The sequence below is a fragment of the Marinilabilia salmonicolor JCM 21150 genome, assembly GCF_000259075.1.
Lineage (GTDB): Bacteria > Bacteroidota > Bacteroidia > Bacteroidales > Marinilabiliaceae > Marinilabilia > Marinilabilia salmonicolor.
In genome coordinates, this window is record NZ_AJKI01000002.1 from 464,876 (window position 1) to 487,884 (window position 23,009).

Consider the following 23,009-nt stretch of genomic DNA (forward strand, 5'->3'; position numbering starts at 1 on the left):
GTATCTCTTAGTGGGTTGAATTCCCTTTCCTATTTATGTACCTTTCTGAGTAAACAAAATTTTCGAAGATTGGATAATAAAAGAGTTTATTTGACCCAATGGTTCGTTAAATAGCACACATGCGATTATGAAATTAAGTCTTGATAACTGCTGGTGTGTAGATAGGTCCTTATCAGTCGTTTTTGAAATGTTTAACGGAATATTGTCTGAGAAGAATCATAAAAAATGATTGTGCATGATGTCAAATTCTAAAATCAGAGAAGGGAATTATGTGGAGTTTTTACCTTCAGGGAAGTTGTCTTTTGAAAAACGGTGGAGCCTGATTGAGAATGCCCATGAAACCATTCATCTTGTCACCTTTTCGTTTATGAATGATGAAACTACGCATCGCCTGGTGAATAAGCTTGTGGAAAAGCTGGGACGAGGGGTTGAAGTAAAAATCATTTTAGACCAAATTGTTAATAAAACGACCTTTGTCGGGAAACTATTGAAACGGCTTGAAAAACACGGGGCTGAATTGCATCAATACAACCCGCTTGGTCAGGGGTGGAGAATTCATTGGGATGAAGGCCATCCATTTAAGCAGCTGATGCGAAATGCAAAGCTTAAACTTAAGCAGCACTTTCATGAAAAATATATGGTCGTTGATGGGGAGGAGGCGATTTTGGGAGGAATTAACTGGGGCGATAAATATGCTTACGGGGGCATAAAAGAAGAAGCCTGGCGTGATAGTGATGTTTATCTGAAAGGCCCTGTGGTGAGGGATATTCAAATTCAGTTTTTGAAGGACTTCTATCGATACAAATTGTGGGAGAGAACAGTTCGTGAGAAGCCCCATTCCAGATATTATGAGTTTGTAAAAACCATCAAGTGGATTAATCCGGGCTTTATCGAGCATCAGTTTTCGGATTATCTCAAAAAAAATAAACCTTGCGGAACCGCATCTGTGGCATATATGGCTCACAAGCCATACGACGATGAAGAATTGCCTCTTACCAATAAATTTCTTGAACTAATTGCTTCTGCCAGGAAGCATATTTTTTGGGGGTGTCATGGCATTCGTCCGCCAAGAATTTATGGTTATTATCTGGCCGAAGCTGTGAAAAGGGGCGTGGAGGTTCATCTGATCACCTGTAGCAAACAGTCCTCTAAAAGTTTAATGTTGAATGGCCTCTTTGGTTGGATGTACTGGGAGTGTACAAAGCATTTCAGGTATTTGCTTGAAAATGGCATTCATATTTATGAATGGCAGCCCAAAGGTGCTTTTCATTCTAAAAATCTACTGATTGATAACACTGTTTGTTCCATTGGATCCTACAATATCGCAAGGGGATCTTCTTATCACCATTCAGAGAGTAATGTTTTGATATATGATCCGGAATTGATCAGGCAGGTTGAAGCGCAATTTCACATAGACTTAAAGGATTGCCGAGAAGTTATATTAAGTAAGGTTTTACATAAGCTTCCGGTTAAAAATGCTTTTGACAGGGTATTACACGAACGTGATCTGATGATTAACGCAGAGCTGATTCCGAAAGAAATCTATAATGAACTTCTCCTGAAGAATTATAAGCGGATATTGACATAATCTTTTTTTGGCCATACATTGGGGCTGATTAGGGCCACTTCTTTCATCCGTATAAAATTTGTTAATTAAGGTCGGATGGAACTCGTCCCGAACAATCGGGACTCGTTTCATTTACCAAAGATTATCTTCATGTGCCACTCAATTTGCATAATTGAGCGGCTTTTGTGCATTCCGGGTTTCATTCTTTAACCGGAATGGTTGGTCGTTGTGGATAAATAAAGAACTATGAAGCTGCTTGAAACCCTGCGCAACAAAGGCTTAACCTTTTTTGGAGACATTAAGGTTTATGTCTATCCAATGTTCTTGCTTTACGATCCGGGGAGCTACCTTATTAAAGGAGATGAGATGAGGGAGGCAATGAAAAGTGTCAGGCCCGGAGATATATTGATAAGGGGATATCGGTCCTATCTGGATGGTTATTTTATTCCCGGATTTTTCACACATGCCGGTATTTTCATTGGCGAGACATCTTTAGACAAAGCCCGGAGATACGTTCCTGATGTAAGGCAGGATGCAATCGTCGCCGGAGAGCAGATGGTTATTCATGCTATGGCGAAAGGGGTGTTTATGGAAGATTTTCTAAACTTCTGTCGGTGCGATTATATGGTTGTCCTCAGACGTAATCCATCCATTGAATCCGGTGCAGGTGACAACCTTAGCAACGATGAAGTTATTGGTTCCGCTATTCGTTTTCTCGACAGACCTTATGATTTTGGATTTAATTTTTCCAATTACAATGCTGTTTCCTGCACCGAGCTGGTGTATGCATGTTTTCAAAAAGTCCTGAAAGATTATGGGGTGAGTATTAAATCCCGCCAGGTGTTTTTCTTTAGGAAAGAAATTTTGATTCCCGATGATTTTATAACGCCCGGATTCAGTCTTGTCTGGAAAAGTAAGAGTGTCAGGTATTCTGATATTGCAGCTATTCAGCTGAAGAATAAGAACCTTGACGGTTGAAGGTTTTAAACGATATCATAATCAATTGTTTGTTAAAACAAAACTAGTTACAGAGCCCCAGTGATGCTTAATTTTTAATTTGAAATAGTTGATAATTAATTCATTGTCCTTGTGAGCAGATCGAGACTAAACCGTTGTAAGTGTTTGGCGACGGGTTAGTGATTGCGTTGAATTAAAATTATGTGTCTATGAAAAAACAGGAAACAAAGACCGCAAAGAGTGTGGTTAATCGCACTAAAGCTTCAAAAGAATCTAAAAATCCTGCAATCCCTGAGTTGAAAGCCCGGAAGATAACTCCCAAAAGACCGGATCTGATCGATACCGCCGAGTTTGAGAGGTTCTCCCCAGGATTTCAGGAGCAACTGAATGAGTTGATGGAGCATGAAAAGATAATTACTGCCAGGCTTCGGAATCCAAAAGACAAAGAGCTCTTTGTGCATGACCCGGGGGCTTTTTTGAAAAAGTATAAAATCAAGGTTTCTCCGTTTCTGGAAAGAAAAATGAAAGAATTCAGGCTGCAGGAAATGTTGCCTGTGGAGGATTTTATGATGCCCAACGGGCAGAGACTTGTTCCCAAAATTAGAATAAACATAAAATAATAGTGCTATGGCAGGAAGTCAAACACATGGATTTGATATGGTTATTGAGGTTAGTACAGCGACCATCAATAATCTTGTCTCCGGCATCTTCGATAATGAAGGTTTTCTTGGTAGTTTATTCCCCGACTCTTATATTCTTGAGAGGTTTGATCTCGAAACCAATTTTAACCGACCGCCGGATGTTCCGGCTTCTGCGGAAAACCCCGTGGAATTAATAGCATCGCTCGAGTTTGGAGAAGAAAATACAGGACTGCTTAGAATTGTTGCGGGGATGGTGGTTGATCGCTCTGATGAAGACAAGGATCTGGTTCAAATAGATTTCAAGGATCATCTGTTTGTTTGTGAATTATCAATTGACGGCACATCGATAGGGCTGGTCAATACTTTTGTGGCGAATAGGCTTAAGGAGCATTCCATTCCGCTTATTCCTATTCCGGTGGATCGATCTTCTTCAGATACGCTTGATATAACCAGAGCTGATTTGAAGATTATTGATGATTCCACCGATGAGGATGGAGATGCGTTAGGCGTGATGCTTACCTTTGGGGGAGGGACGGCCGGTAACCTCGGAGCCTTTAACAGCGCCTTCGCCAGAGAAGGAGCGGGTGCCGCAGTAGCGATTAATTTTGACTGGCTGTGCCGGAATATAGGGCCCAGAATAGAAGAATCTATCGGGCTTTCCGAAGGGGCGTTTAGTAATTGTCGTTTCCGCGGAAATCACACAATAAAAGACGGAGTAAAACTTACCGAACTTGATATTGCACCCGGTGATGATAACATACAAGTATCCGGTAAGGTTAAGAAATCAGGCACTTGTTACGAGGCTTCAGGAGAAATAGGAGCCCGTATTTTCGTATCCATTCAGGCCGGTGAATTGAGAGTTCGTTTTGAAACAGATGATCCCGATATTGATGTGGATATTCCCTGGTATTGTTATCTTGCAGGTGGAATTCTGGGAGCTCTTGGCGGTATCCTGATTGGAGTCATCTCCTCCATCGTGGGTGCTATCTTGATTCCATTGATATTGTGGATTGCTCAATCTGTGATAGAATCCACCGTAAGTAATATTGCCGGTCAGGTAACGGATGCAATCGGAGGGGCAGGAGTAACAGTTCCTCTGGTGGGTGTGGACAATGTACTTGACCGCGCCTTTATTGATGACCTGACGATTACTTATGACTTGTTTCCGGAAGAGTATGCAGAAGTTAAATCGGAAGGCAACCTGACCCTTCGAAATGGTTATTTTCTGGATTTGGATAACGGAATTGTGAAGAGCAGCAACTTTAGCGGAGCTGAATTTCAATTAGAAGGTATCCACATGGGGCGAAAGTTGAAAACCCTGTGTGGAACATCACTGGGTATTGGCAGGATGCCTGATTTTCCGAAGGCCAGAAGATTTCATCTGTATCGGCTGACATATGGGGAGGTTAATGAGGTACCTTTTGACCAGGTTGCGGTATATGTAGATTTTCCGCTGCCTTGGATTGAAGATAAGTATGTTTGTTCCCGAAGAGTATTTGGTGCAAAAACATCGGATGGATGCCTGAGTCTTTTTCAGGTATATCATGTGGATGATTCGCACTATTACATTCGTTATCGTACGTATCAAATGGAGTCGTCAACGGTGCGTATTGTCGGAGCCTTCAGATGCCGGCCTGCATGGGTGAATTTTGAGGTGGCCGAAATAAACTATACCCCAGCTGTTGAACTAAACAGTCACTTTAGGGAAATGGTACAGCTGGAATTTGATGAGAAGTCACTGGATTTAATTGATGAAGTTGAGGCTGTCAGGAGTGATTGTGTTGATGAAAAAACGAGCCTGCAGGTTGCTTTAAAAAACGCGATACCAGTCGTTGATTCTAATTTCGAACCTGTTTATGGTGAAACATTAACGCTGGATAAGCAAATTTTTGATTACCATAAAGCTGTTGGTGACTGGAAGGAAAGACGGCTTCCGGTAAGAAAAAGTAAAACTGGTCGTTTTCGGGCTTCGGTGGATGGAGATGCGGTTGTTTCTTCAGTCAACTGGTCTGTTGACGGGTATGGACTTAAGCCGGAAACAGAAGGTGAAGTCCGTGTGCAAGGCGAAATCTTTGAATATAAAACATTCGGTAATTATCTGATTTTATCATCCAATTCGGGAAAAGAGATGGAAGTTCCCCTAAAAGTGATTGTTGTTACTGAGAAAGGGTCTGTATTTACAGAAATCCGGTGCGTTCCATTCGAAAATGACTGTGGTTATACGGTGAGAAGAATCCCATTGTTCATGGAGTACATTGAAAAATTCAGTTCCGAATTCGGGATTGTGAAAGCACCGTCAAAGAAACCTGAACTGATAATTGCGCGTTAAGGATTGGATGTTTCAGGAATCATTTTCAGAGGCTCATTGGAGTGCAAAGATCCCGGGAAACCAGGTTCTTCTTTGCACTCTGTGAGCCTTTGTATTGTCATTGCAGGCTTTCAGTCTATTTAAATTATCAGAGTTGTTGAATGCAGATGATTGGGGATTTTGAACCATCCATTACAGAAAGTTTATTTCGTTATTTTTGCCGTGATGGATTATAAAATGCATTTATACCGCAGGGAAGAAATGACAGGTCCTGCTTTTTTGTTCCTGCATGGATTTCTGGAAAGTGGTGACGTATGGCTTCCCTGGGCTGAGAAAATGGCGCTCAACGGATCATTGTATATTCCCGATTTGCCGGGACATGGAAAATCAAAAGCCCGGGAGGATGGGGAAATGTTTCCTGACTGGGCCGCACATTTGATGGGCGTCATAGATCAGCATCAATCAACAGACGGACCGGTGCATGTCATCGGGCATTCCATGGGGGGGTATCTTGCTCTGGAGATGGCGCTTCTTTATCCCCGCAGAATTGGGAAGATTGTTCTATTGCATTCCACGCCAATGCCCGACACTCCTGTCCAGATAGAAAGGCGCAAAAGGCAAATTGATTTGATCCGAAAAGGTAGAAAGTCTTTGTTGATAAAAAATGTTGGACCGTCGATGCTGGCACCTGAAAACAGAGAACGTCTTGCAATCCGTGGGCATAAACTGAAATCCGAAGCTGACAGATGTTCTGCGGAAGGAATGATAAAAACACTCAGGGCAATTATGAACCGCTCTGATTACCGGAAGTTGATGAATCAAAAAATGAAGGATGTTTTGCTGATAACCGGAAGCGAAGATCCTTTTATGCCCGCAGATTATTACAAAACCCTTTTGTTGCAATATCCCCAAATGGCTCATTGTCATTTCACAGGTTGTGGTCACGCTTCATTCCTCGAATACCCTGAGGTCTCGTTGCAGGTGGTAAAGAGGTTTTTGGAGAAGTAATATGCTTTGAATTATTGGGGTGCGGCTGGAGAAAAAAGTTGCTTTTCGAAGTTACTGACGATAGATTTGGCTGATTGATAAAGTGTCTCTTGTTTCGTAATATTCCAAAGTTTTATATTTTTGTTGACAATTAACCTGCTTTCTTCATGAATTATTGTAATGGATACTTGTGCATCGGAATAAATTATTTGTGAAGAAAGCAGGTTAAATGAATATGAAATTAATTTTTTACCAACCAATACATTTACAATCATGGAAGATGATGTTCAAATTTTGCTGGAAAGCGCAGAAGAAAATATGCAAAAAGCCATCGACCATCTCGACCGGGAGTTGGGTAAAGTCCGTGCCGGTAAAGCAAACCCCAAGATGCTGGATGGAATAATGGTAGATTATTACGGTTCCATGACACCGCTGCAGCAGGTGGCCAGTATCAACACTCCGGATCCGCGGACCATCGCTGTTCAGCCCTGGGAGCGTGGAATGATCGGACCTATTGAAAAGGCTATAATGAATGCCAATCTGGGGCTTAATCCGGACAACAATGGTGAGTTGGTTCGTATAAATATTCCACCTCTCACCGAAGAACGTCGTCAGGGGCTTGTAAAGCAGGTGAAAAAAGAGGGAGAAGAAGCCCGTATTAGTATCCGCAATGGCCGCCGTGATGTTATGAACGATCTGAAAAAACTAAAGAAAGATGGCCTGCCTGAGGATATGGAAAAAGATGCCGAAGAACAGGTACAAAAACTCACAGATAATTTCACCAAGAGAGTGGATGAACTTCTGGAGAAAAAGGAAAAGGATATTATGACAGTATAGCCTGCATTATTCACAAATAATCTATTCTGATGTCCAACTATCAGCAAAATACAAGCGTCCTCGCCAAATTTGATTTAAAAATAGTTCACTATTTGCTGCATCAAATTTGCTTGTGTCTGCCTGTATTTCTTGATGTTAGAACATCTCATAATGATAATTCATGAATAAAGCAGGATAGAAAAATTATTCAATCAATAAAAAAACGTCCACTGAATTTCGGTGGACGTTTTTTTGTGCTTTTATATCAGGATTTAAGTGAATTCTCTTTTCTGAAAAACGCCCAGGAAAGCCAAAACAACAGGACTACTGATGGTAGAAGCCACACGGGTGAAAGCATTTCAGCTTCAGGCTCCAACGGGTTTATATCAGGATTTGTGTGCCGGTAGAAATAGAAGATTGCCAAAGAAAGAAAGTTGTTAGCAAAATGCCCTGCAACGGGATACCAGAGGTTCTTGCTCCACACCATTAAATACCCCAGCGCAAGACCAAGGAAAAACCGAGGCATAAAGGTAAAAAATTGCAGGTGTATGGCGCTGAAAAGAAATGCCGTTACCAACACTGCTAAATGTTTGCTGCGGAACCACTCTCCAAAAACAGGTTGCAATACACCTCTGAAAAGCATCTCTTCGCCAAGTGCCGGAAGAATGGCAATCATCAGGATATTCAGCAGAAGAATTGCAGGGGCGTCAGTATCCAGAATCTGAAAGATAAAATCTGCAGCATTTTCTTCCGACCGGGCCATCCATTGTTCCAGTCCCCGGAGCGCATCCGGTAATTCCATGGAGCTGTTCCATATGCCCAGGTAGCTTACCAGTGGTTGTGAAACCAGGATAATCAGTAAGCTCAGGATGACGGAGCCTCCCTGAGGTTTTGAGAAACCAATTCCGCGAGTCAGATGTCCCCAAAAAAGCAATCCCGCCAACAATGACGGGATAATAAAAACCGATATGCTTTGTACAATCTGGAAATAGCGAAGCATTCCTGTTGTCAAGGAGGCTTGAGGCCCATCAAGCAGAGATAGTCCATCCGAAAAGGGAAGGGCTGCCAGCACTGCAATCAATGAAAAGACCATGAAGCTGGTGAAAACCAACAGTACGGTAACCAGCAGCTTTCCAAATCCCCCCAGGTGACTCCACATTTCCTTCATGTTGAATTATTCAGCAATGATGAGAAAATAGTTTTTCTTGCCCTTTTGTATCAGCAGGTATTTGTCGTTGAGCAAATCGTTGGTGGTGACGATCAGATCGTCTGAAGTAACTTTTTCTTTATTAAGCCCCAGTCCGCCACCTTTAATGGTTCGGCGAGCCTCGCCTTTACTGGGTAAAGCTTCTGTTTTCTCAGCGACCAAATCCATGATTCCGATGCCTGAAGCCAACTCCTCTTTACTGATGTTGAAGGTAGGAACTCCGTCAAAAACAGCCAAAAGCGTTTTTTCGTCCAGTTTGCGAAGAGTATTGGTAACCCCTTTGCCGAAAAGGATTTGTGAAGCCTCAATGGCCGTTTCCAGCGCTTCTTTGCCGTGTACCAGTTCGGTGACGATTTCGGCAAGGCGCTTCTGTAATTTGCGCATATGAGGTGCTTCCTGATGCTCTGCGACCAAGGCTTCCACTTCTTTTTTCGATAGAAGGGTGAAAATTTTGATGTATTTTTCAGCATCTGAGTCTGAGGTGTTCAGCCAGAACTGATAGAATGCGTAAGGACTGGTTCGCTCCGGATCGAGCCATACATTGCCTGATTCCGTTTTACCGAACTTCCCTCCGTCGGCTTTGGTGATCAGCGGACAGGTCAGGGCAAACGCCTCTCCTCCGGTTTTTCGGCGGATAAGTTCTGTGCCTGTGGTGATGTTTCCCCACTGGTCGGAGCCCCCCATCTGGAGTTTACAGCCTTTTTGGTTGAATAAGTGCAGGAAATCGTATCCCTGAACCAACTGGTAAGTGAATTCGGTGAATGAGAGTCCTTCGCGGGATTCACTGCCCAGACGTTTTTTTACCGAGTCTTTTGACATCATATAATTGACCGTGATGTGCTTGCCTACGTCACGGATAAATTCAAGGAAAGAAAACTCCTTCATCCAGTCGTAGTTGTTGACCAGTTCGGCCGCATTGGGCTTGTCGGAATAAAAGTCCAGAAACTTCGCCAGCTGCTTTTTCAGGCTGTTTTCATTGTGGCGCAGGGTTTTTTCATCCAACAGGTTACGTTCCTGGGATTTTCCGGAAGGATCTCCAATCATTCCGGTAGCACCACCAACCAAAGCGATGGGTTTATGTCCGCCCATCTGAAAGTGGCGCAACATCATCACCCCTACCAGGTGACCAATGTGCAACGAATCGGCTGTGGGATCAATGCCCACATAGGCTGCGGTCATTTCCTTTTCCAGTTGTTCCTCTGTCCCGGGCATGATGTCGTGAATCATACCGCGCCATTTCAGTTCTTCTACGAAATTCATATTTGTAAAATTTTCAGTATCTGGAATTATCAGATTTTGCTTTAGAATCGGCAAAAATACAAATAAATATTGATACAGTTCTTTAACCTACCTTATACATTAGACAGGGAAGGTGTAAACAGGCTGAACCCTCTCATTATTGGTCGCATCGCGACCAATAATGAGAGGGGGCTATTTATTACAATTTTCCCGGAGCAACGTCACCCTGCATTCTGTTAACCTCTGCCATATTAAATAACAAGTACGTCATTGCAAACGTATTGAAGCAATCTCAATCATTCCGGTTAAACTGTTACCGGACTTTGGCCACTGTCTTTGTCAGGACGGAAAAAGTCGTCCAGATCTTTTTCAAAAAGATCAAAAATCATGGGAGCTGCTTTTTTAACCGGAGGATAGAGTTTGGAGCGTTCCTGTTCTTTTGGGGTCACCACCGATTTTTCGAGGCCAAACACCTGCAATCCAAGTAGCAGTATGCTAATGATAAAACCGGCCTTGAGTATGCCGAAAGCCAGTCCCAGAATGCGGTTAAATACACCCAGAGCCACAGCGTTGATGAGTGTATGGAGTAATTGTGCGATAAGGTGTACTCCAACGACAACAACAATGAATGTGACCAGAAATGCGATAATGGGCATGTGGTCTGACTGGAAAAAACCAGAAAGCAAACGGGCTGTCAGGTCTGAAAACTGTACGGCAAGAATGATTCCCAGAATTAAGGCAGTGAGACCGGCCAGTTCTTTTACCAGGCCGTTTTTGAGTCCTTTGAGCCCCGCCAGGATAAGCAGGATCCCCACAATAATATCGAAATAACTCATAGTTTACAGTTTGTGTTGGTGGATGTGGTTGATTGATTGGAACAAAATTATTTATATTTACAATCTAAACAAAAAACAGACATTTTTATGCCAATTATACCCAGCATTGTAGGACTGTTCAATGCCAGACGGTTGTCGCAAATCGATCTTTTTCGAAAAGCGCCCATGGAAGTGCAGGAATCGGTCTTTTTTTCGCTCATCGAACAGGCCAGGGATACCGAATGGGGAAAGGAACATGGTTTTACAGATATCCGGAGTATTCATCAGTTCCAGGAGCGTGTCCCCGTTCAGGGTTACGAAGGGTTTGAACCTTATGTGGAACGTTTGAAGAAAGGGGAGAAGGATGTTTTGTGGCCCGGTGTAACTCGCTGGTTCGCCAAATCTTCCGGGACAACTTCCTCTAAAAGCAAGTTTATTCCGGTGACAAAATCTGCTTTGGAATCGTGTCACTTCCGCGGTGGCCGCGATGTTTTGGTGCTGTACAACGATAATTACCCGAACAATGAGGTTTTTACAGGGAAAACACTCACGCTTGGCGGTAGTCATCAGATCAATAACTTTAGCAATGACTCTTACTACGGCGATTTATCTGCCATTCTGATAGAGAATTTGCCTTTCTGGACACAGTTCCTGAAAACTCCCGGTCCCGATGTGGCCCTGATGGAAGAGTGGGAAGAGAAGCTGGAGAAGATGACTGAAATTACCACCAAAGAGAATGTGACTTCCCTGGCCGGAGTTCCTTCGTGGTTTTTGGTGTTGATTAAGCATATTCTTAAGACCACCGGTAAAACAAATCTTCTTGATATCTGGCCCAATCTGGAGCTGTTTATTCATGGAGGCATTAATTTTACTCCCTACAGGCAACAATACAAAGAGCTGATTCCTACCGATAAGATGCATTACATGGAGACTTACAATGCATCGGAGGGTTTTTTCGGTATTCAGGACGATCCGAAATCTTCGTCTATGTTGCTCATGCTCGATTATGGGGTGTTTTTTGAGTTTGTCCCTATGGGAGAAGTGGGAAAAGCCCATCCGAAAGCACTAACCCTCGATGAGGTGGAGCTGAATAAGGATTATGCTATTATTATCAGTACCAACGGAGGATTGTGGCGGTATATGATTGGAGACACGGTTCGGTTTACCCATCGTTATCCTTTCAAGTTTATTATTTCGGGACGCACAAAGCATTTCATAAATGCTTTTGGTGAGGAGGTGATCATTGACAATGCCACCAAGGCATTGGATGCAGCATGCGCGGCTACAGGGGCAGTTATTAAGGAGTATACTGCCGGACCGTTGTATATGAGCACCGGAAGTAAAGGAGCCCACCAGTGGATTATTGAATTTGAAAAAGCTCCGGATTCGACGGAGAAATTCCGGGATGCACTTGATCAGGGATTGCAGGATGTTAACAGCGATTATGAGGCCAAACGTTACAAAGGCATCACGTTGGATCCTCCGGATTTGGTGGTGGCACGGGAAGGTTTGTTTTTTGACTGGATGAAATCACGCAACAAACTGGGGGGGCAGAATAAGGTGCCACGACTTTCCAATAACCGGGATTATCTTGATGATCTGTTGAAGTTGAATAAATGAGGTCACTCCGAAAAGTCCGTTTTTACCAACTTATTCGTTGAGCCGTTTTATTTGAATCCTCATTATCTAATGATAACTCCGTGTTAAAAGGAAACCGTTCGATTTTAATTTGACAAAATTCTTCCTTTTTGGAATAGACTTAATAAAAAAAACGCTGATGCATATAGCCATTGCCGGGAATATAGGTTCCGGAAAAACAACACTGGCCGGTTTACTTGGCCGTCACTACGGATGGGACATTCATTATGAAGATGTGGAAGATAATCCATACCTGGCCGATTTTTACAATGATATGAGACGCTGGTCATTTAATCTTCAGGTGTATTTTCTTAAAAGTCGTTTTTCTCAGATTGTGAAAATCAGAGAAGGCAACGCCAGTGTTATTCAGGATCGGACCATTTATGAGGATTCTGTGATTTTTGCGGCCAATCTTTTTGATATGGGTTTGATGAGTCCCAGAGATTATGAAAATTATACCGGTTTGTTTAATCTGATGAGTAGTCTGATAGCACCTCCCGATTTACTTATTTATCTCAGGGCTTCGGTCCCCACTCTGGTACGTCAGATTGAAATGCGCGGCCGTGAGTATGAGTCATCAATCCGTCTGGATTATTTGCGACGGTTAAATGAGCGTTACGAAGGGTGGATCAAAAACTACAGAGAGAGCAATTTATTGATTGTAGATGTTGATAACAACGATTTCATCAAAGACAGGAGTAATCTGAGCGCTGTCATTGATAAAGTGGATAGCAAGATCAATGGGTTGTTTTGATAAATGGAATTTTTGGAGCACATAAGAAAATTGAATAGGGTTTAACCATAAAGGGCATATAAGAGTTGGATGTGGCTGTTAGATCATGGCTCACAGCTCTTAGGGTCATACAATCAGATGGGATCTTGCGTGACGGATTCCTCTCAAACAAAGCCCGTTGGTTCTAAGGCTCACGATTTCATAAAACAGAGGTAAAGAACAGGTGTGGCGGACTCCTATTCCACCAATTCTCCTTCATAATAGACCTTTTCAACTTCCCGGTTTTCTCTTAGAATTACCATATTGGCCAGCATGCCTTTGCGTAAGCGTCCTATTCGGTCGGTGGCCTTAAGGATCGAGGCCGGGGTAAAAGTGGCCATTCGCAAAGCATCCACATCGGAAATGCCTGCCTTTGTAATGCAGTATTGAACTGCCTGTCCAATAGAGATTGAAGAGCCTGCCAGTTTGCCTTCCTGGTTATAACAGATGCCATCTTTCATGCGAAAAGTTGTTGGACCGAAATGGACCTCACCATCTTTTTGTCCGAGAAAGGTGGCATCAGAGACCAGAAACAGACGATCGCCCATAACTTTTTGGGCCAGTCGAATGGCTGCAGGATGAACATGGTGCCCATCGGCAATGATTCCTGCCCTGGCACCCTGGTGTTCAAATATGGCCGTAACAATACCAGGTTCACGACCGGTGATGGCAGGCATGGTGTTAAACAGATGAGTGGCCATGTGTCCTCCGTGATCGAAGAAAGACATTGCACTTTCAAAGGAGGCAGTGGTGTGTCCGGCCGATAATATCCAGCCTGTTTCTAAAAGGATGTCCAGATTGGCCGAAGTGAACAGTTCGGGAGATACCGTTATTGCTTTTACCACATTGCCGCCTTCATCGGAAATTTGTTTGAGGAGTGCCGGAGTTGGTGGTTGCAGCCAGGGTTCATGGTGAGCTCCTTTTTTGGAGGGGTTCAAAAAAGGACCTTCCAGATGAGCTCCGGCCAGTAGTGACTGTTCCTTTTCCATTATGGAGTGCATAATACTTAAGGCCTTTTGACGGGTGTCTTCTGCTGATGTAATGATTGTCAGCAACATTGATGTTGTGCCTTTTTGCAGATGGGCGTTGGCAATTTGGTGGAAAGATTTTTCTGATGGTTCAAGGGAAGTATATTTCCCTCCACCACCATTTACCTGTAGGTCGATGAAACCAGGGGCAACCACTTTTCCCTGAAGGTCTATAGAGGGCAAATGCGACGGGGGATGAGGTGTGATGGCCAGAATGTATGGAGGCCTGATAACAATGGAGAATCCCGGTGACAAAAAAGACCGGCCGTCAAAGATTCGTCCGTTTTTTAGGATAAATGCAGGAGACATAGCTGACTTAATTTAATGCTCATTGTAACAGTCTAAGTTGGCTGTCCTTTTCACATCGATTAAGATAGCCATTTTATTTCTGAACTTCCAGAGAAAATTGTTTTTTTAAGACGGGGGGCATCCTTTGTTTATTAGGGAAACTTTCTTTCCAGTGCGATCCTCCGGTATTCAAAAATTGCATTGAGCTGTCTTTTTATTATTAGTTGGTTGGCGAGATCTCCAAGCAAGCCAAAGGGTGGGATATAGTGCACAATATCGGTCATGATTGTACCGTTTTCATCGGGCGCAAGGTGATGCTGATGATGCCACAGTTTGTAAGGTCCGGAGCGTTGCTCGTCAATAAAAAAATCCCCGGGCTGCACTTGCGTAATTTCAGTGAGCCATCGTGTTTTGTATCCGGGCAGGGCCTGAACCTGGTACTCAATCATCATCCCGGCATACATTTTTTCGGGAAGACCGGGAGTTATGATATCAAACCCCATGTGCTCCGGGGTGATGATTTTAAGGTTACGGGGAGAAGAGATGAAATCCCACACTTTGTCTTTGGAGGCTTTTATTTTCTGGCGGACATGCAAACGATAGGTTCCCATTTGTGGATTTTTAAGTGATGTTTTATTACAAAACAACCCGGGATTTCTTTTTGTTTTTAAAAGCTCGATTACTGAAGGGAACCGCCCGGAATGTCACTGACGGTTTGGTGTTGAGTGTTTTTGAGTGAATAACACCCCTGAAAATACAATAATCAGTCCTCCCACATCGGTAAGCAAAAGGGTGTCGCCAAAAGCCATCCAGGCCATCAGCATAGTTACAGGCGGACTAAAATAGAACAGGGATGCAAAGCGATTCGCTTCCATGCGTTCGAGCAGCTTCCACATACTGGCGTAGGCACCGATAGAAACGGGGACAATAAGCCACATCATGGTAAGAATAAAGGGGGATTCCCATTGAGTCCGGAAGTTCTCGAACAAGAAGGCCGGAATAATAAAAGCCAGAAAAGTAGCAAAGCTCTGATAGAAAAGAGTTTGATCCATAGGGAGAATGCGCCAGTGTTCTGCAATTTCCATTTCCCGTTCTATCAGGTTAGCAGAGGTCATGGCAACAACCGAAATAAAAGGAATCAGGTAAGCTCCGGCAGATTGCAGGTCGGAGAAGTCGATTCGTGCAAAAACCGTCAGGGCAACACCCACAAAAGCAATAACCAGACCAGCCCATTGTTGCCTGGAAGTTCGCTCTCCGGTGATGGAGCGGGAAAAAGCCCCGGTGGCCATGGGTTGAAGGGCTGTGATCAGGGCTACAATGCCTGCCGGAACACCCAGGTTTAACGAAAATAACACTCCGGTTAGCCACACACCATGAGCTAGCAGTCCAACAAGCATATTTGGAATTGTTATAGGCCACCCGGGAAAACAGAGCCGTTTGGTTATCAGAAGATAGATAAAGAGAATAAGTGTAAGCGCTCCGTAGCGCCAGAACATGAGCGTGAAAGGCCCGGTGTAAGGCAGTCCGTATTCGGCTCCGATGAATCCTGAATTCCAAAGGAGAATGAATAGGAGTGGTAGCAAAAACTGGTTTCGTGACATATATACGAAATAACTTTTGTCCGGCTCAAATTATAAGCCTGTGAAAAAGTGGTGTCTATATGGTCTTGTTTGTTATTCCTGCATGCTTGTAGCTGAAAGCCTGCTACTGACTAAAAACTACTAACTAATTTATTAATCTCTAATATAATAATAGAAATAAGGAATTGCCAAAAGACAGCAGGGTAAACATTACATTTTGCCTTAGCCGGCAAAAAGTACCTTGAAACCATTGATGAGCATTTGTACAGCCATCATGACCAGGATCATCCCCATGAGACGCTCCAGGGCAATCAGTCCTCTTTCTTTCAGCACGCGTAGAAGAGCCGGGGCTGTCTGGAGAATTATGGCAGAGAGTGCCCAGGCAATCAATAAAGCAAAGAACCAGTTGGTCATATTACCGGGTTGACTCTGAGTCATCAGGATAAGCATGGCCAGTACCGAGGGGCCTGCAATCATAGGGATGGCAATGGGAACCAGGAACGGTTCTCCTCCCGGGGTTTGTCCCATTGGACCGTGTTTTTGAGGAAAAATGAGGCGTAACCCGATGATCAGAAGTATAAGTCCTCCGGAAATGGTGACTGCTTCCTGTTCCAGATGAAGGAAGTTGAGAAGTGGTTTTCCGGCAAAAAGAAAAATGAGCAAAATCCCAAGTGCAATAAATAATTCTCGTGCGATAATAACCCGTTGGCGCTTGGTGTCTATTCCCTTCAGAATAGACAGCATTACGGGAATATTTCCCAGTGGATCCATCAAGAAAAATAACAATACTGCTGCTGACCAGACTGAGTCTCCTAAGTTTTCCATGCTCTTTACTATTAATGTTTTTATGAAAAAACCGGGCGCGAAAGTAGCATTTATTTTTTTGTAAAAAAATGGTTTTTAAGGGGAGATTCGTACCGTGGCTGCTTTGTGATTTTACCATGAACAAATGCGTGGAGCCGGTAGCATGGTTCTAAAGGATAATCAGCTTCTGATACAGTCGGGTTATTTCTTTTTCAAAAGTCTTGTTCGAATTAAATAAAGCAAAGTAAAGAGGCCCAGGAGCAATGCTGCAATTACATAAATGAATTTATCCACGCCAAAATAATCCAGAATAAGGCCGGTGATATAGTTGATCAGTAAATTGCCAACCAGCCCCATTGCCATTACCAGGCTAAGGGCAGTTCCCGCATTTTTAGGGAAATGACTTACAGTATAGCCCATCATTACCGGGAAGAAAGCCGCCATTCCAATCCCCATTATGGCAATTCCGGAGAGACTGATCAGGAACGAACTACCCCATCCGAAAATGATTGTTCCGGAAGTAAAAATGACCATGCTGACAAGCAATACTCTGAAAGAAGGATATATCTTGAGAAAACGGCCCAGCAAGAGGCGGGCGAACGTAAGTCCCGAAGCGCTTATTGTAATTGCATAAAGCCCTTTTTCGTATGTCACCCCGGTTATTTCGGAGAGGTAGGAAGGTGCCCAAACCGGAATGATGCCTTCTATTGATCCCTGAAAGAACATGTAAAACCCAAAAAACAGGATTGCCGGATGGGTAAACATGAGAAAGAACTTCTTAAGTGGGATAGGCTCTGACTTACCGGCACCGGGAAATTTAAGAAACAAGACCAGTAGAGTGGGAATAAACAGAAATCCCGCTGCCATTTTCAGGATCGTCTGATACGGAAAATCATTCTCAAGCATGAGTGAGGTAAGCAAAGGCAATCCCAATGCTCCAACACCATAGAATACGCCCAGCAGACTTAAATATGCGCTGTTATTCTCTGGAAATATTTTAGCCACCAACATATTGGTTGCTCCGTTGACCGTTCCTCCGCCAGCTCCAATAAAAAAGAAGAATACCGGCACATAAATTACCATCGGGGAGTAAACAATTCCTGTTATACCTGCAATCGCCAGCAGTAATCCCCCCAGCATTACCGGTTTGTAGCCCCATTGCTCAACCATTGGGCCAAATGAGAAAAGACCTGAAAACACCCCGGCTGCCAGGATGGATGCACAAAGGCCGATGAAAAGTTTATCCACGCCAAACTCCACGACCAGGAAATTGTTGATGGTACCCACTACCACCATGGTAATTCCGAAAAGCATCATCACCAGACCTGATACCCAAAATTGTTTTGTTATCAATTGCATATAGAAAAACCGGGAAGATTAAAATTTATCGAAGTTAAAAATTTATCACAAATACTTGTTAAGGAAGTACCTCCGTCTTTTCAGAATATGTCGCGGATAGCTGGTAAGTGTAACCAAATGAGCTGTTTCCAGATCGGTTATGTTAAGATTTTTATGCCACCATCAAAAATAATAAATAGCTAACAACAAAAACCACCCGCAGAATCCAGTCTCCGGGTGGTTTTAAATTGGCAGTCTCTGTAACAGGTTGTCATTTGTTGTGTGTGAAAGGAGTGTGTTGTTACAGACAGAAAGCCTCGTCTTAATGATGTTTTTTCTCTGAATTGAACCAGGTTGCTTTGTGCCAGATGGCTTCCAGAGGTCCCCTTTTGTGGTGTGCGGCCCACCAGCGGCAAAGAAACCAGGTGATGACCGCAAGTACCAGTCCGATGAGAAATGCAGGGGTGGTGTTGGCATGTTTGTATAAACCGAGTCCGAATCCATAGTAGATGGAAGCCCCTATGACTGACTGAAACACATAATTTGATAAGCTCATCTTTCCAATAGGGGTGAAAACATTGAGCACTTTGTGCATTAACTTTGAATGAAAAAGCAAAACAAACCCCGAAAGCAATACAATCATGAAACTTATGTTGGTCCATGAGGTTTCAATGATACTGAAAGAACGGCGAATGGCGTCACTTTCTATAAGATTATCTGTGCTTGTTTTGATCGCAACCAAAGGAATGAAGGCTACTGCTGATATGATGAGTGCCTTGATCCAGAACTGTTTGTTCCCGGCATTCCAGGCAAATAACTTCTGTCGGCCGGCAAGTAATCCAAAGATAAAAAGGGCCAGAATATGAAAATATCGTCCGTTTTCCCAGTTCCAGAGAAATACGGCCACTTTGCCGTTGGTCAGGTTTCCTTTGATGGTGGCAAGTAAGGAATCTCCTGTAGCGTATTCACTCATTCTTCCGAAATATGTCCAAGAGGCAGGATCGGATATTGGCATTTCAGGATTTTGAATCGCGGTAAAAAGCCTGACCATTTCGTAGGGTTGCAGAAATAAAATGAGGGCGATAATAAAACAGTGCTTTGTCACTGAGCCTGGCTACCGGTATCAGCAGGATGCCGAGTATTGCATAAAATGATAAAATGTCTCCCTGAAAGAATGCAGAATTTATAATTCCAAATATCAGCAGTAAAAACATGCGCCAGGCAAAACGGGGGCGGAAATCTTCTCCGTGTTTCTCCTGATTGTGCATCTGGATGTAAAAGGTTAACCCAAACAGAAGGGCAAACATGGCATATGATTTTCCACCAAAAAGAAAAAACATAGTATCCCAAATAACCCGGTCCATACCAGCCATCCACGCGGGAATGTTTTCCGGCACATAATAGAAGTCGAAATGCTCGATGTTGTGCAATAACATGATTGAAATGATGGCAAAACCACGCAATGCATCCACTACATAAAACCTTTTACTTTCTGCAGCCATGAATTTGATTTATCGTTTATGTTAATTCCGGAAATCAAAGTTAGCTAAAATGAAATCCGACAGTGAGATTAGGTGTTAAAAGTAGTGAGTGTAAAAGTTTATTCATTGAATTCGAGTTTGTTGTATATGTATGAATGCCTGAAAAAGTAGCGCTGATGGAACTTAGAAACTTATTAGTGCCCGTCAATAGACTAAGTAAAGTTTGTTTTTAGTCATGTGTCTGATCAGAAAGTGCCAATTGCAATGCCTGCCCCGATATCATCGGGGGCTTGCGACCGCGTGACGCCTAAAGCATTAGCGCCGTGCCGTCGGCAAGCCTTTGGCGACCGATGATGGGTGGCGCAAGCCGCCAAAAGAGCAGTTTGCTTACGTAAATGAGTGTTTTGGAGGCAATGGTAACGCAGCAAGTGGGGTTTTATGGACAGTTACTAATTATCATCGATCATACTGTGAGGTTCTTTTTGCAGATAGAGTGAAACAAAGCTCTTTTCCTCACCGAATATAAAGGCTTTGTACATTAAGAGTCGGCTGACGCATTTTTGCGTAGTGTTCCAATTTTTATGACCATTTCTTCAAACTTCTCGCGGGGAACTGCTGCCCGGTTGCGGGCCCTGGTGCGATAGTTGTAAATGGTGCTTAGAGAGTAACGCAAAAATGAAGCTATTTTTACGCTGTCGGTAATACCCAGCCGCACCAGTGCAAAGATGCGCAACTCCGTGTTCAACCGATCACTGTTCTTTGGTTCAGATTTTTCTTCATCAGTGAGCAGGGCATTGAATTCTTCCACAAAGGAGGGATAGAGGTTAAGAAAGATGGTGTCGAAATGGTGATAGAGCTCTTCCACTTCGGATTCAATCACAGAGTTTGATTTCAACATTTTGAACAGCTCCTTATGCTCTCCGCTCACAGCCTTTTTGTTCAATGTTTTCCGATAATTCTCCAATTTGTTGATGTAAGTAGAGCAGAGGTCAAAAAAATGAGCAATGTATTCTTCTTTAATCTGGTTGGAATCTATGAGCAGGGCATTTCGATCGTTTAATTGTTCGTTTTTTTGGCTAATGTTACTGTTCAGACGAATCAATTCTTTATTCATTTCGTCAAGCTCCCGGCGGATTCGTGACACTTTGTCCATTTGTTTGTAAACATAAATGACCGCCACAATCAGAAAGAGGGAGAGTAAACTAATCAGGGACAGAAACAGCCATAACTGGTTTTTCTGATGCTCTATTTTCTCTTTGTAATTGGCATTGATAAATGTAAAAAACTGCGTAAGGTAATAAGTTCTGAATTGTACGTTGCAAAACAGTGCATCGTTGAGAGCCACTTGTGAATAATGAAAAGCCCGTTCAATATTTCCCTGTTCATAAGCCAGCGCAGCCAGATGTTGGATGGAAGAGTTGTCTTTGGTTGACTTTCGAATGTCATTGATGGCAGATAAAGCAAAGAATTGTTGACTTTTTTGTGTTTCTCCTCTGATTTCGTGCAGCAATCCTTTTAAAAAGGTGACCATGGCATAGTTTTCATTTTCAGGATTGATCTCCCCAAGCATATTGGTCAACAGATGGCTGGCTGTCTGAGTTTCCCCTTTTTCTATAAGGCTTTCGGCCTGATTGATGCGGAAAAACATCGACCCGGGATTCAATACCTGCATCAAAGAGTCGCGGTAGGTTCTGGTTTTTTGATCATATTCGGGAAGCTGCACATTGGCCGCATAATAATTGAAGAACAATCTCCAGGCATTATAGTAGTCAGGCAACAGAGAATCGGGGAGTACATTTTTATTAATACTCCGGAGGATGGTTTCCGCTTCGCGAAACATGCCTGTGGAAGAGTACAGAATTACGAGCTGAAGACGAGTGTACTTAATGTTTTCCTGGGTCGCAGCATTCTTTAGCGCTCTTTCGGCGTAAACAATGGCCGAGTCGATCTGGTATTTCCGGTAGGCTTCATAAAGCCGTGTGCTGAGATCATAAGTTTCCCGTTTTGTTGAGCCTTCCTGAAGCCACTGTTTAAGGAGGGAAAGCTCGTTTTCTTTTTGTTGTTCAAATTCCTGCTTTGAAGCAATGGCCTGATCCAGACTGTCGAGGATAGCCTCTGCACTTATGCTGGCGAGGGCGCTGCTTGTTGGAGTCAGTAAAAGAAAAAACAGGAAAATGGTTTGTCTCATTGCTTTCAATGTTTGCCTTTTGATTGTAAACTGTAAAATTAATAAAATTGGACAAAAGTCATGGCGGGTTGATGATCTCTTCAAGCTAAACATCAAATTTTCATCGATTTGTTGTACTTTAGTTGGTCAAATGAAAAAGTGACCTTGATGAAAAAAATATTTCTGATTTTTATGTTTTCAATGATCGGTTTTTTGCTTTATGCTCAAAGCTCTGTTTCTGCACGTGACGCTCTGATTGAATATACAGGGCGTATTGATTTTTCAAACCCTGAGGCTCCTTCTTTTGCCTATTCCGGAGTGAGTATCAGAGCCTGTTTTGATGGAAGCCGTATCATTGGCATACTGGACGATGAGAAAGGGGAAAACTTCTACAATGTTATTTTGGACGGTGAAGTGTTACGAACAATTCACACTGCTAAAGGGAAACATGCTTATGTATTGGCTGAAGGACTGACCGCGACAAATCACGAGATTGAACTCTTTAAACGCACGGAAGTCAGCTTTGGCAAATCAACCTTCAGAGGTTTTGAACTGGAATCCGGTGCAACTTTGAAGCCTCTGCTTGCCAAACGGGACCGCCTTATTGAGTTTATTGGAAATTCCATCACCTGTGGTTATGGAAACGAAGGACTGAATGGGGAGACTTTTGGGCCGGAGACAGAAAATCACTATCTGACTTATGCGGCCATAACTGCCAGGAATTTTAATGCCCGCCATATAGCTGTTTCAAAGTCAGGTATCGGAGTATATCGCAATTATGACGGACCAGCAGAAGGAAACTCCGATTGTATGACCAATCGTTATGACCGCATATTTTTGTATGAGGATTTTCCTAAATTTGATTTTGCCAGGCAACCCGAAGTGGTTTGCATCAATCTTGGGACCAATGATTTTAGCACCATTGGTGGAGATTCAGCCTTATATGTGGATAATTACCTGCGTTTGGTGGATACCATTCAATTCCAATACCATCAGCCTCAAATCGTTTGTCTGCTTGGGCCTATGATGAATGGAGATGTTCTGGATGAGGTGAGAGGTTATCTTAAATATATTGTGGAGACGGCCAATGACAAAGGAAGGGGCTCCGTCACTTTTTTTGAAATGTCGTCTCAAACCGGGGACCTGGGAATTGGTATTGATTCGCACCCTACCGTGGCCCAGCATCAGAAAAATGCGGCTGAACTTACGGCTTATCTTTCTGATCTGATGGGCTGGCCGGTTGTAGTCGATGACTTTTCATCAGGTCAATAGTTATCACGATAAGATATTATTTTTATTTTTTTAATCCAGCCTGACTTATTTATGATTTGGAAGGAGCTTGTACAGCTTATTACAATTAATTCATGGATAAATCA

The 23,009-nt window shown here is 43.1% G+C and carries 20 protein-coding genes; 9 read left to right on the forward strand and 11 right to left on the reverse strand.

Annotated features, from left to right (window positions below):
- Window positions 1–235: 235 nt before the first annotated feature.
- The 6 genes from W7W_RS0102695 to frr all read left to right on the forward strand — a co-directional run bounded on the left by W7W_RS0102695 (window position 236) and on the right by frr (window position 7,297).
- A complete protein-coding gene (locus W7W_RS0102695; RefSeq protein ID WP_025006659.1) occupies window positions 236–1,588 on the forward strand; it encodes a phospholipase D-like domain-containing protein in 1,353 nt (450 codons plus the stop codon).
- A 225-nt stretch (window positions 1,589–1,813) separates the two neighbouring features.
- Window positions 1,814–2,545: a YiiX/YebB-like N1pC/P60 family cysteine hydrolase gene (locus tag W7W_RS0102700; protein WP_010662320.1), complete on the forward strand. Its 732-nt coding sequence runs from the start codon at window positions 1,814–1,816 to the stop codon at window positions 2,543–2,545.
- 188 nt (window positions 2,546–2,733) lie between these two features.
- On the forward strand, window positions 2,734–3,144 hold the full coding sequence (locus W7W_RS0102705) for a hypothetical protein (RefSeq protein WP_010662321.1): 411 nt from the start codon (window positions 2,734–2,736) through the stop codon (window positions 3,142–3,144).
- Window positions 3,145–3,151: 7 nt separating this feature from the next.
- On the forward strand, window positions 3,152–5,494 hold the full coding sequence (locus W7W_RS0102710; protein WP_010662322.1) for a hypothetical protein: 2,343 nt from the start codon (window positions 3,152–3,154) through the stop codon (window positions 5,492–5,494).
- Between the two features lie 216 nt (window positions 5,495–5,710).
- The gene (locus W7W_RS0102720) at window positions 5,711–6,481 is read left to right on the forward strand and encodes an alpha/beta fold hydrolase (protein ID WP_162097976.1); all 771 of its coding nucleotides are present in this window, start codon (window positions 5,711–5,713) and stop codon (window positions 6,479–6,481) included.
- A 252-nt stretch (window positions 6,482–6,733) separates the two neighbouring features.
- Window positions 6,734–7,297 (forward strand): ribosome recycling factor, encoded by a 564-nt coding sequence (gene frr, locus W7W_RS0102730; RefSeq protein ID WP_010662325.1) that lies wholly within the window; start codon window positions 6,734–6,736, stop codon window positions 7,295–7,297.
- 244 nt (window positions 7,298–7,541) lie between these two features.
- Here frr and W7W_RS0102735 read toward each other — a convergent pair whose 3' ends face one another.
- The 3 genes from W7W_RS0102735 to W7W_RS0102745 all read right to left on the reverse strand — a co-directional run bounded on the left by W7W_RS0102735 (window position 7,542) and on the right by W7W_RS0102745 (window position 10,558).
- On the reverse strand, window positions 7,542–8,444 hold the full coding sequence (locus tag W7W_RS0102735; RefSeq protein WP_010662326.1) for a CPBP family intramembrane glutamic endopeptidase: 903 nt from the start codon (window positions 8,442–8,444) through the stop codon (window positions 7,542–7,544).
- A 6-nt stretch (window positions 8,445–8,450) separates the two neighbouring features.
- Window positions 8,451–9,743 (reverse strand): tyrosine--tRNA ligase, encoded by a 1,293-nt coding sequence (tyrS, locus tag W7W_RS0102740; protein ID WP_010662327.1) that lies wholly within the window; start codon window positions 9,741–9,743, stop codon window positions 8,451–8,453.
- Window positions 9,744–10,027: 284 nt separating this feature from the next.
- Window positions 10,028–10,558 carry a CvpA family protein gene (locus W7W_RS0102745; RefSeq protein ID WP_010662328.1) on the reverse strand — a complete coding sequence of 177 codons (531 nt, stop codon included), beginning with the start codon at window positions 10,556–10,558 and terminating at the stop codon, window positions 10,028–10,030.
- 87 nt (window positions 10,559–10,645) lie between these two features.
- Here W7W_RS0102745 and W7W_RS0102750 point away from each other — a divergent pair, with 87 nt between their 5' ends.
- Together W7W_RS0102750 and W7W_RS0102755 are read left to right on the forward strand one after the other, a co-directional pair.
- Window positions 10,646–12,157 carry a GH3 auxin-responsive promoter family protein gene (locus tag W7W_RS0102750; protein ID WP_010662329.1) on the forward strand — a complete coding sequence of 504 codons (1,512 nt, stop codon included), beginning with the start codon at window positions 10,646–10,648 and terminating at the stop codon, window positions 12,155–12,157.
- 157 nt (window positions 12,158–12,314) lie between these two features.
- Complete coding sequence (locus W7W_RS0102755) at window positions 12,315–12,929, forward strand: deoxynucleoside kinase (protein ID WP_010662330.1); 615 nt, start codon at window positions 12,315–12,317, stop codon at window positions 12,927–12,929.
- A gap of 215 nt (window positions 12,930–13,144) precedes the next feature.
- On the opposite strand, the gene nagA is transcribed toward W7W_RS0102755, so the two are convergent.
- The 8 genes from nagA to W7W_RS0102795 form a co-directional block, all read right to left on the reverse strand.
- A complete protein-coding gene (gene nagA, locus W7W_RS0102760) occupies window positions 13,145–14,284 on the reverse strand; it encodes an N-acetylglucosamine-6-phosphate deacetylase (RefSeq protein ID WP_010662331.1) in 1,140 nt (379 codons plus the stop codon).
- Between the two features lie 131 nt (window positions 14,285–14,415).
- Window positions 14,416–14,874: an SRPBCC family protein gene (locus W7W_RS0102765; RefSeq protein ID WP_010662332.1), complete on the reverse strand. Its 459-nt coding sequence runs from the start codon at window positions 14,872–14,874 to the stop codon at window positions 14,416–14,418.
- Between the two features lie 93 nt (window positions 14,875–14,967).
- Window positions 14,968–15,864, reverse strand: coding sequence for a DMT family transporter (locus W7W_RS0102770; protein ID WP_010662333.1), 897 nt, complete (start codon window positions 15,862–15,864; stop codon window positions 14,968–14,970).
- Between the two features lie 201 nt (window positions 15,865–16,065).
- Window positions 16,066–16,668, reverse strand: a complete 603-nt coding sequence (locus W7W_RS0102775; protein ID WP_010662334.1) for a MarC family protein — start codon at window positions 16,666–16,668, stop codon at window positions 16,066–16,068.
- 180 nt (window positions 16,669–16,848) lie between these two features.
- Window positions 16,849–18,006 carry an MFS transporter gene (locus W7W_RS0102780; protein ID WP_010662335.1) on the reverse strand — a complete coding sequence of 386 codons (1,158 nt, stop codon included), beginning with the start codon at window positions 18,004–18,006 and terminating at the stop codon, window positions 16,849–16,851.
- A gap of 301 nt (window positions 18,007–18,307) precedes the next feature.
- A complete protein-coding gene (locus W7W_RS23755) occupies window positions 18,308–18,958 on the reverse strand; it encodes a DUF418 domain-containing protein (RefSeq protein WP_202947193.1) in 651 nt (216 codons plus the stop codon).
- 43 nt (window positions 18,959–19,001) lie between these two features.
- Window positions 19,002–19,487, reverse strand: a complete 486-nt coding sequence (locus W7W_RS23760) for a DUF418 domain-containing protein (protein ID WP_199898010.1) — start codon at window positions 19,485–19,487, stop codon at window positions 19,002–19,004.
- A 517-nt stretch (window positions 19,488–20,004) separates the two neighbouring features.
- Entirely contained in the window at window positions 20,005–21,654 is a 1,650-nt protein-coding gene (locus tag W7W_RS0102795) for a DUF6377 domain-containing protein (RefSeq protein ID WP_010662336.1), read from the reverse strand.
- 147 nt (window positions 21,655–21,801) lie between these two features.
- Between W7W_RS0102795 and W7W_RS21555 the strand changes: the two genes are divergently transcribed.
- Window positions 21,802–22,905: an SGNH/GDSL hydrolase family protein gene (locus W7W_RS21555; protein WP_010662337.1), complete on the forward strand. Its 1,104-nt coding sequence runs from the start codon at window positions 21,802–21,804 to the stop codon at window positions 22,903–22,905.
- Window positions 22,906–23,009 lie beyond the last annotated feature (104 nt).

Coding starts and splice junctions, on each gene's coding strand:
- tyrS (WP_010662327.1), bottom strand. CDS start 9,743: ATGAATTTCGTAGAAGAACTGAAATGGCGCGGTATGATTCACGACATC.
- W7W_RS0102750 (WP_010662329.1), top strand. CDS start 10,646: ATGCCAATTATACCCAGCATTGTAGGACTGTTCAATGCCAGACGGTTG.
- W7W_RS0102720 (WP_162097976.1), top strand. CDS start 5,711: ATGCATTTATACCGCAGGGAAGAAATGACAGGTCCTGCTTTTTTGTTC.
- W7W_RS0102700 (WP_010662320.1), top strand. CDS start 1,814: ATGAAGCTGCTTGAAACCCTGCGCAACAAAGGCTTAACCTTTTTTGGA.
- W7W_RS0102755 (WP_010662330.1), top strand. CDS start 12,315: ATGCATATAGCCATTGCCGGGAATATAGGTTCCGGAAAAACAACACTG.
- nagA (WP_010662331.1), bottom strand. CDS start 14,284: ATGTCTCCTGCATTTATCCTAAAAAACGGACGAATCTTTGACGGCCGG.
- W7W_RS0102765 (WP_010662332.1), bottom strand. CDS start 14,874: ATGGGAACCTATCGTTTGCATGTCCGCCAGAAAATAAAAGCCTCCAAA.
- W7W_RS21555 (WP_010662337.1), top strand. CDS start 21,802: ATGAAAAAAATATTTCTGATTTTTATGTTTTCAATGATCGGTTTTTTG.
- frr (WP_010662325.1), top strand. CDS start 6,734: ATGGAAGATGATGTTCAAATTTTGCTGGAAAGCGCAGAAGAAAATATG.
- W7W_RS0102705 (WP_010662321.1), top strand. CDS start 2,734: ATGAAAAAACAGGAAACAAAGACCGCAAAGAGTGTGGTTAATCGCACT.
- W7W_RS0102780 (WP_010662335.1), bottom strand. CDS start 18,006: ATGCAATTGATAACAAAACAATTTTGGGTATCAGGTCTGGTGATGATG.
- W7W_RS0102775 (WP_010662334.1), bottom strand. CDS start 16,668: ATGGAAAACTTAGGAGACTCAGTCTGGTCAGCAGCAGTATTGTTATTT.
- W7W_RS0102710 (WP_010662322.1), top strand. CDS start 3,152: ATGGCAGGAAGTCAAACACATGGATTTGATATGGTTATTGAGGTTAGT.
- W7W_RS23755 (WP_202947193.1), bottom strand. CDS start 18,958: ATGAGTGAATACGCTACAGGAGATTCCTTACTTGCCACCATCAAAGGA.
- W7W_RS23760 (WP_199898010.1), bottom strand. CDS start 19,487: ATGGCTGCAGAAAGTAAAAGGTTTTATGTAGTGGATGCATTGCGTGGT.
- W7W_RS0102770 (WP_010662333.1), bottom strand. CDS start 15,864: ATGTCACGAAACCAGTTTTTGCTACCACTCCTATTCATTCTCCTTTGG.
- W7W_RS0102695 (WP_025006659.1), top strand. CDS start 236: ATGATGTCAAATTCTAAAATCAGAGAAGGGAATTATGTGGAGTTTTTA.
- W7W_RS0102795 (WP_010662336.1), bottom strand. CDS start 21,654: ATGAGACAAACCATTTTCCTGTTTTTTCTTTTACTGACTCCAACAAGC.
- W7W_RS0102735 (WP_010662326.1), bottom strand. CDS start 8,444: ATGAAGGAAATGTGGAGTCACCTGGGGGGATTTGGAAAGCTGCTGGTT.
- W7W_RS0102745 (WP_010662328.1), bottom strand. CDS start 10,558: ATGAGTTATTTCGATATTATTGTGGGGATCCTGCTTATCCTGGCGGGG.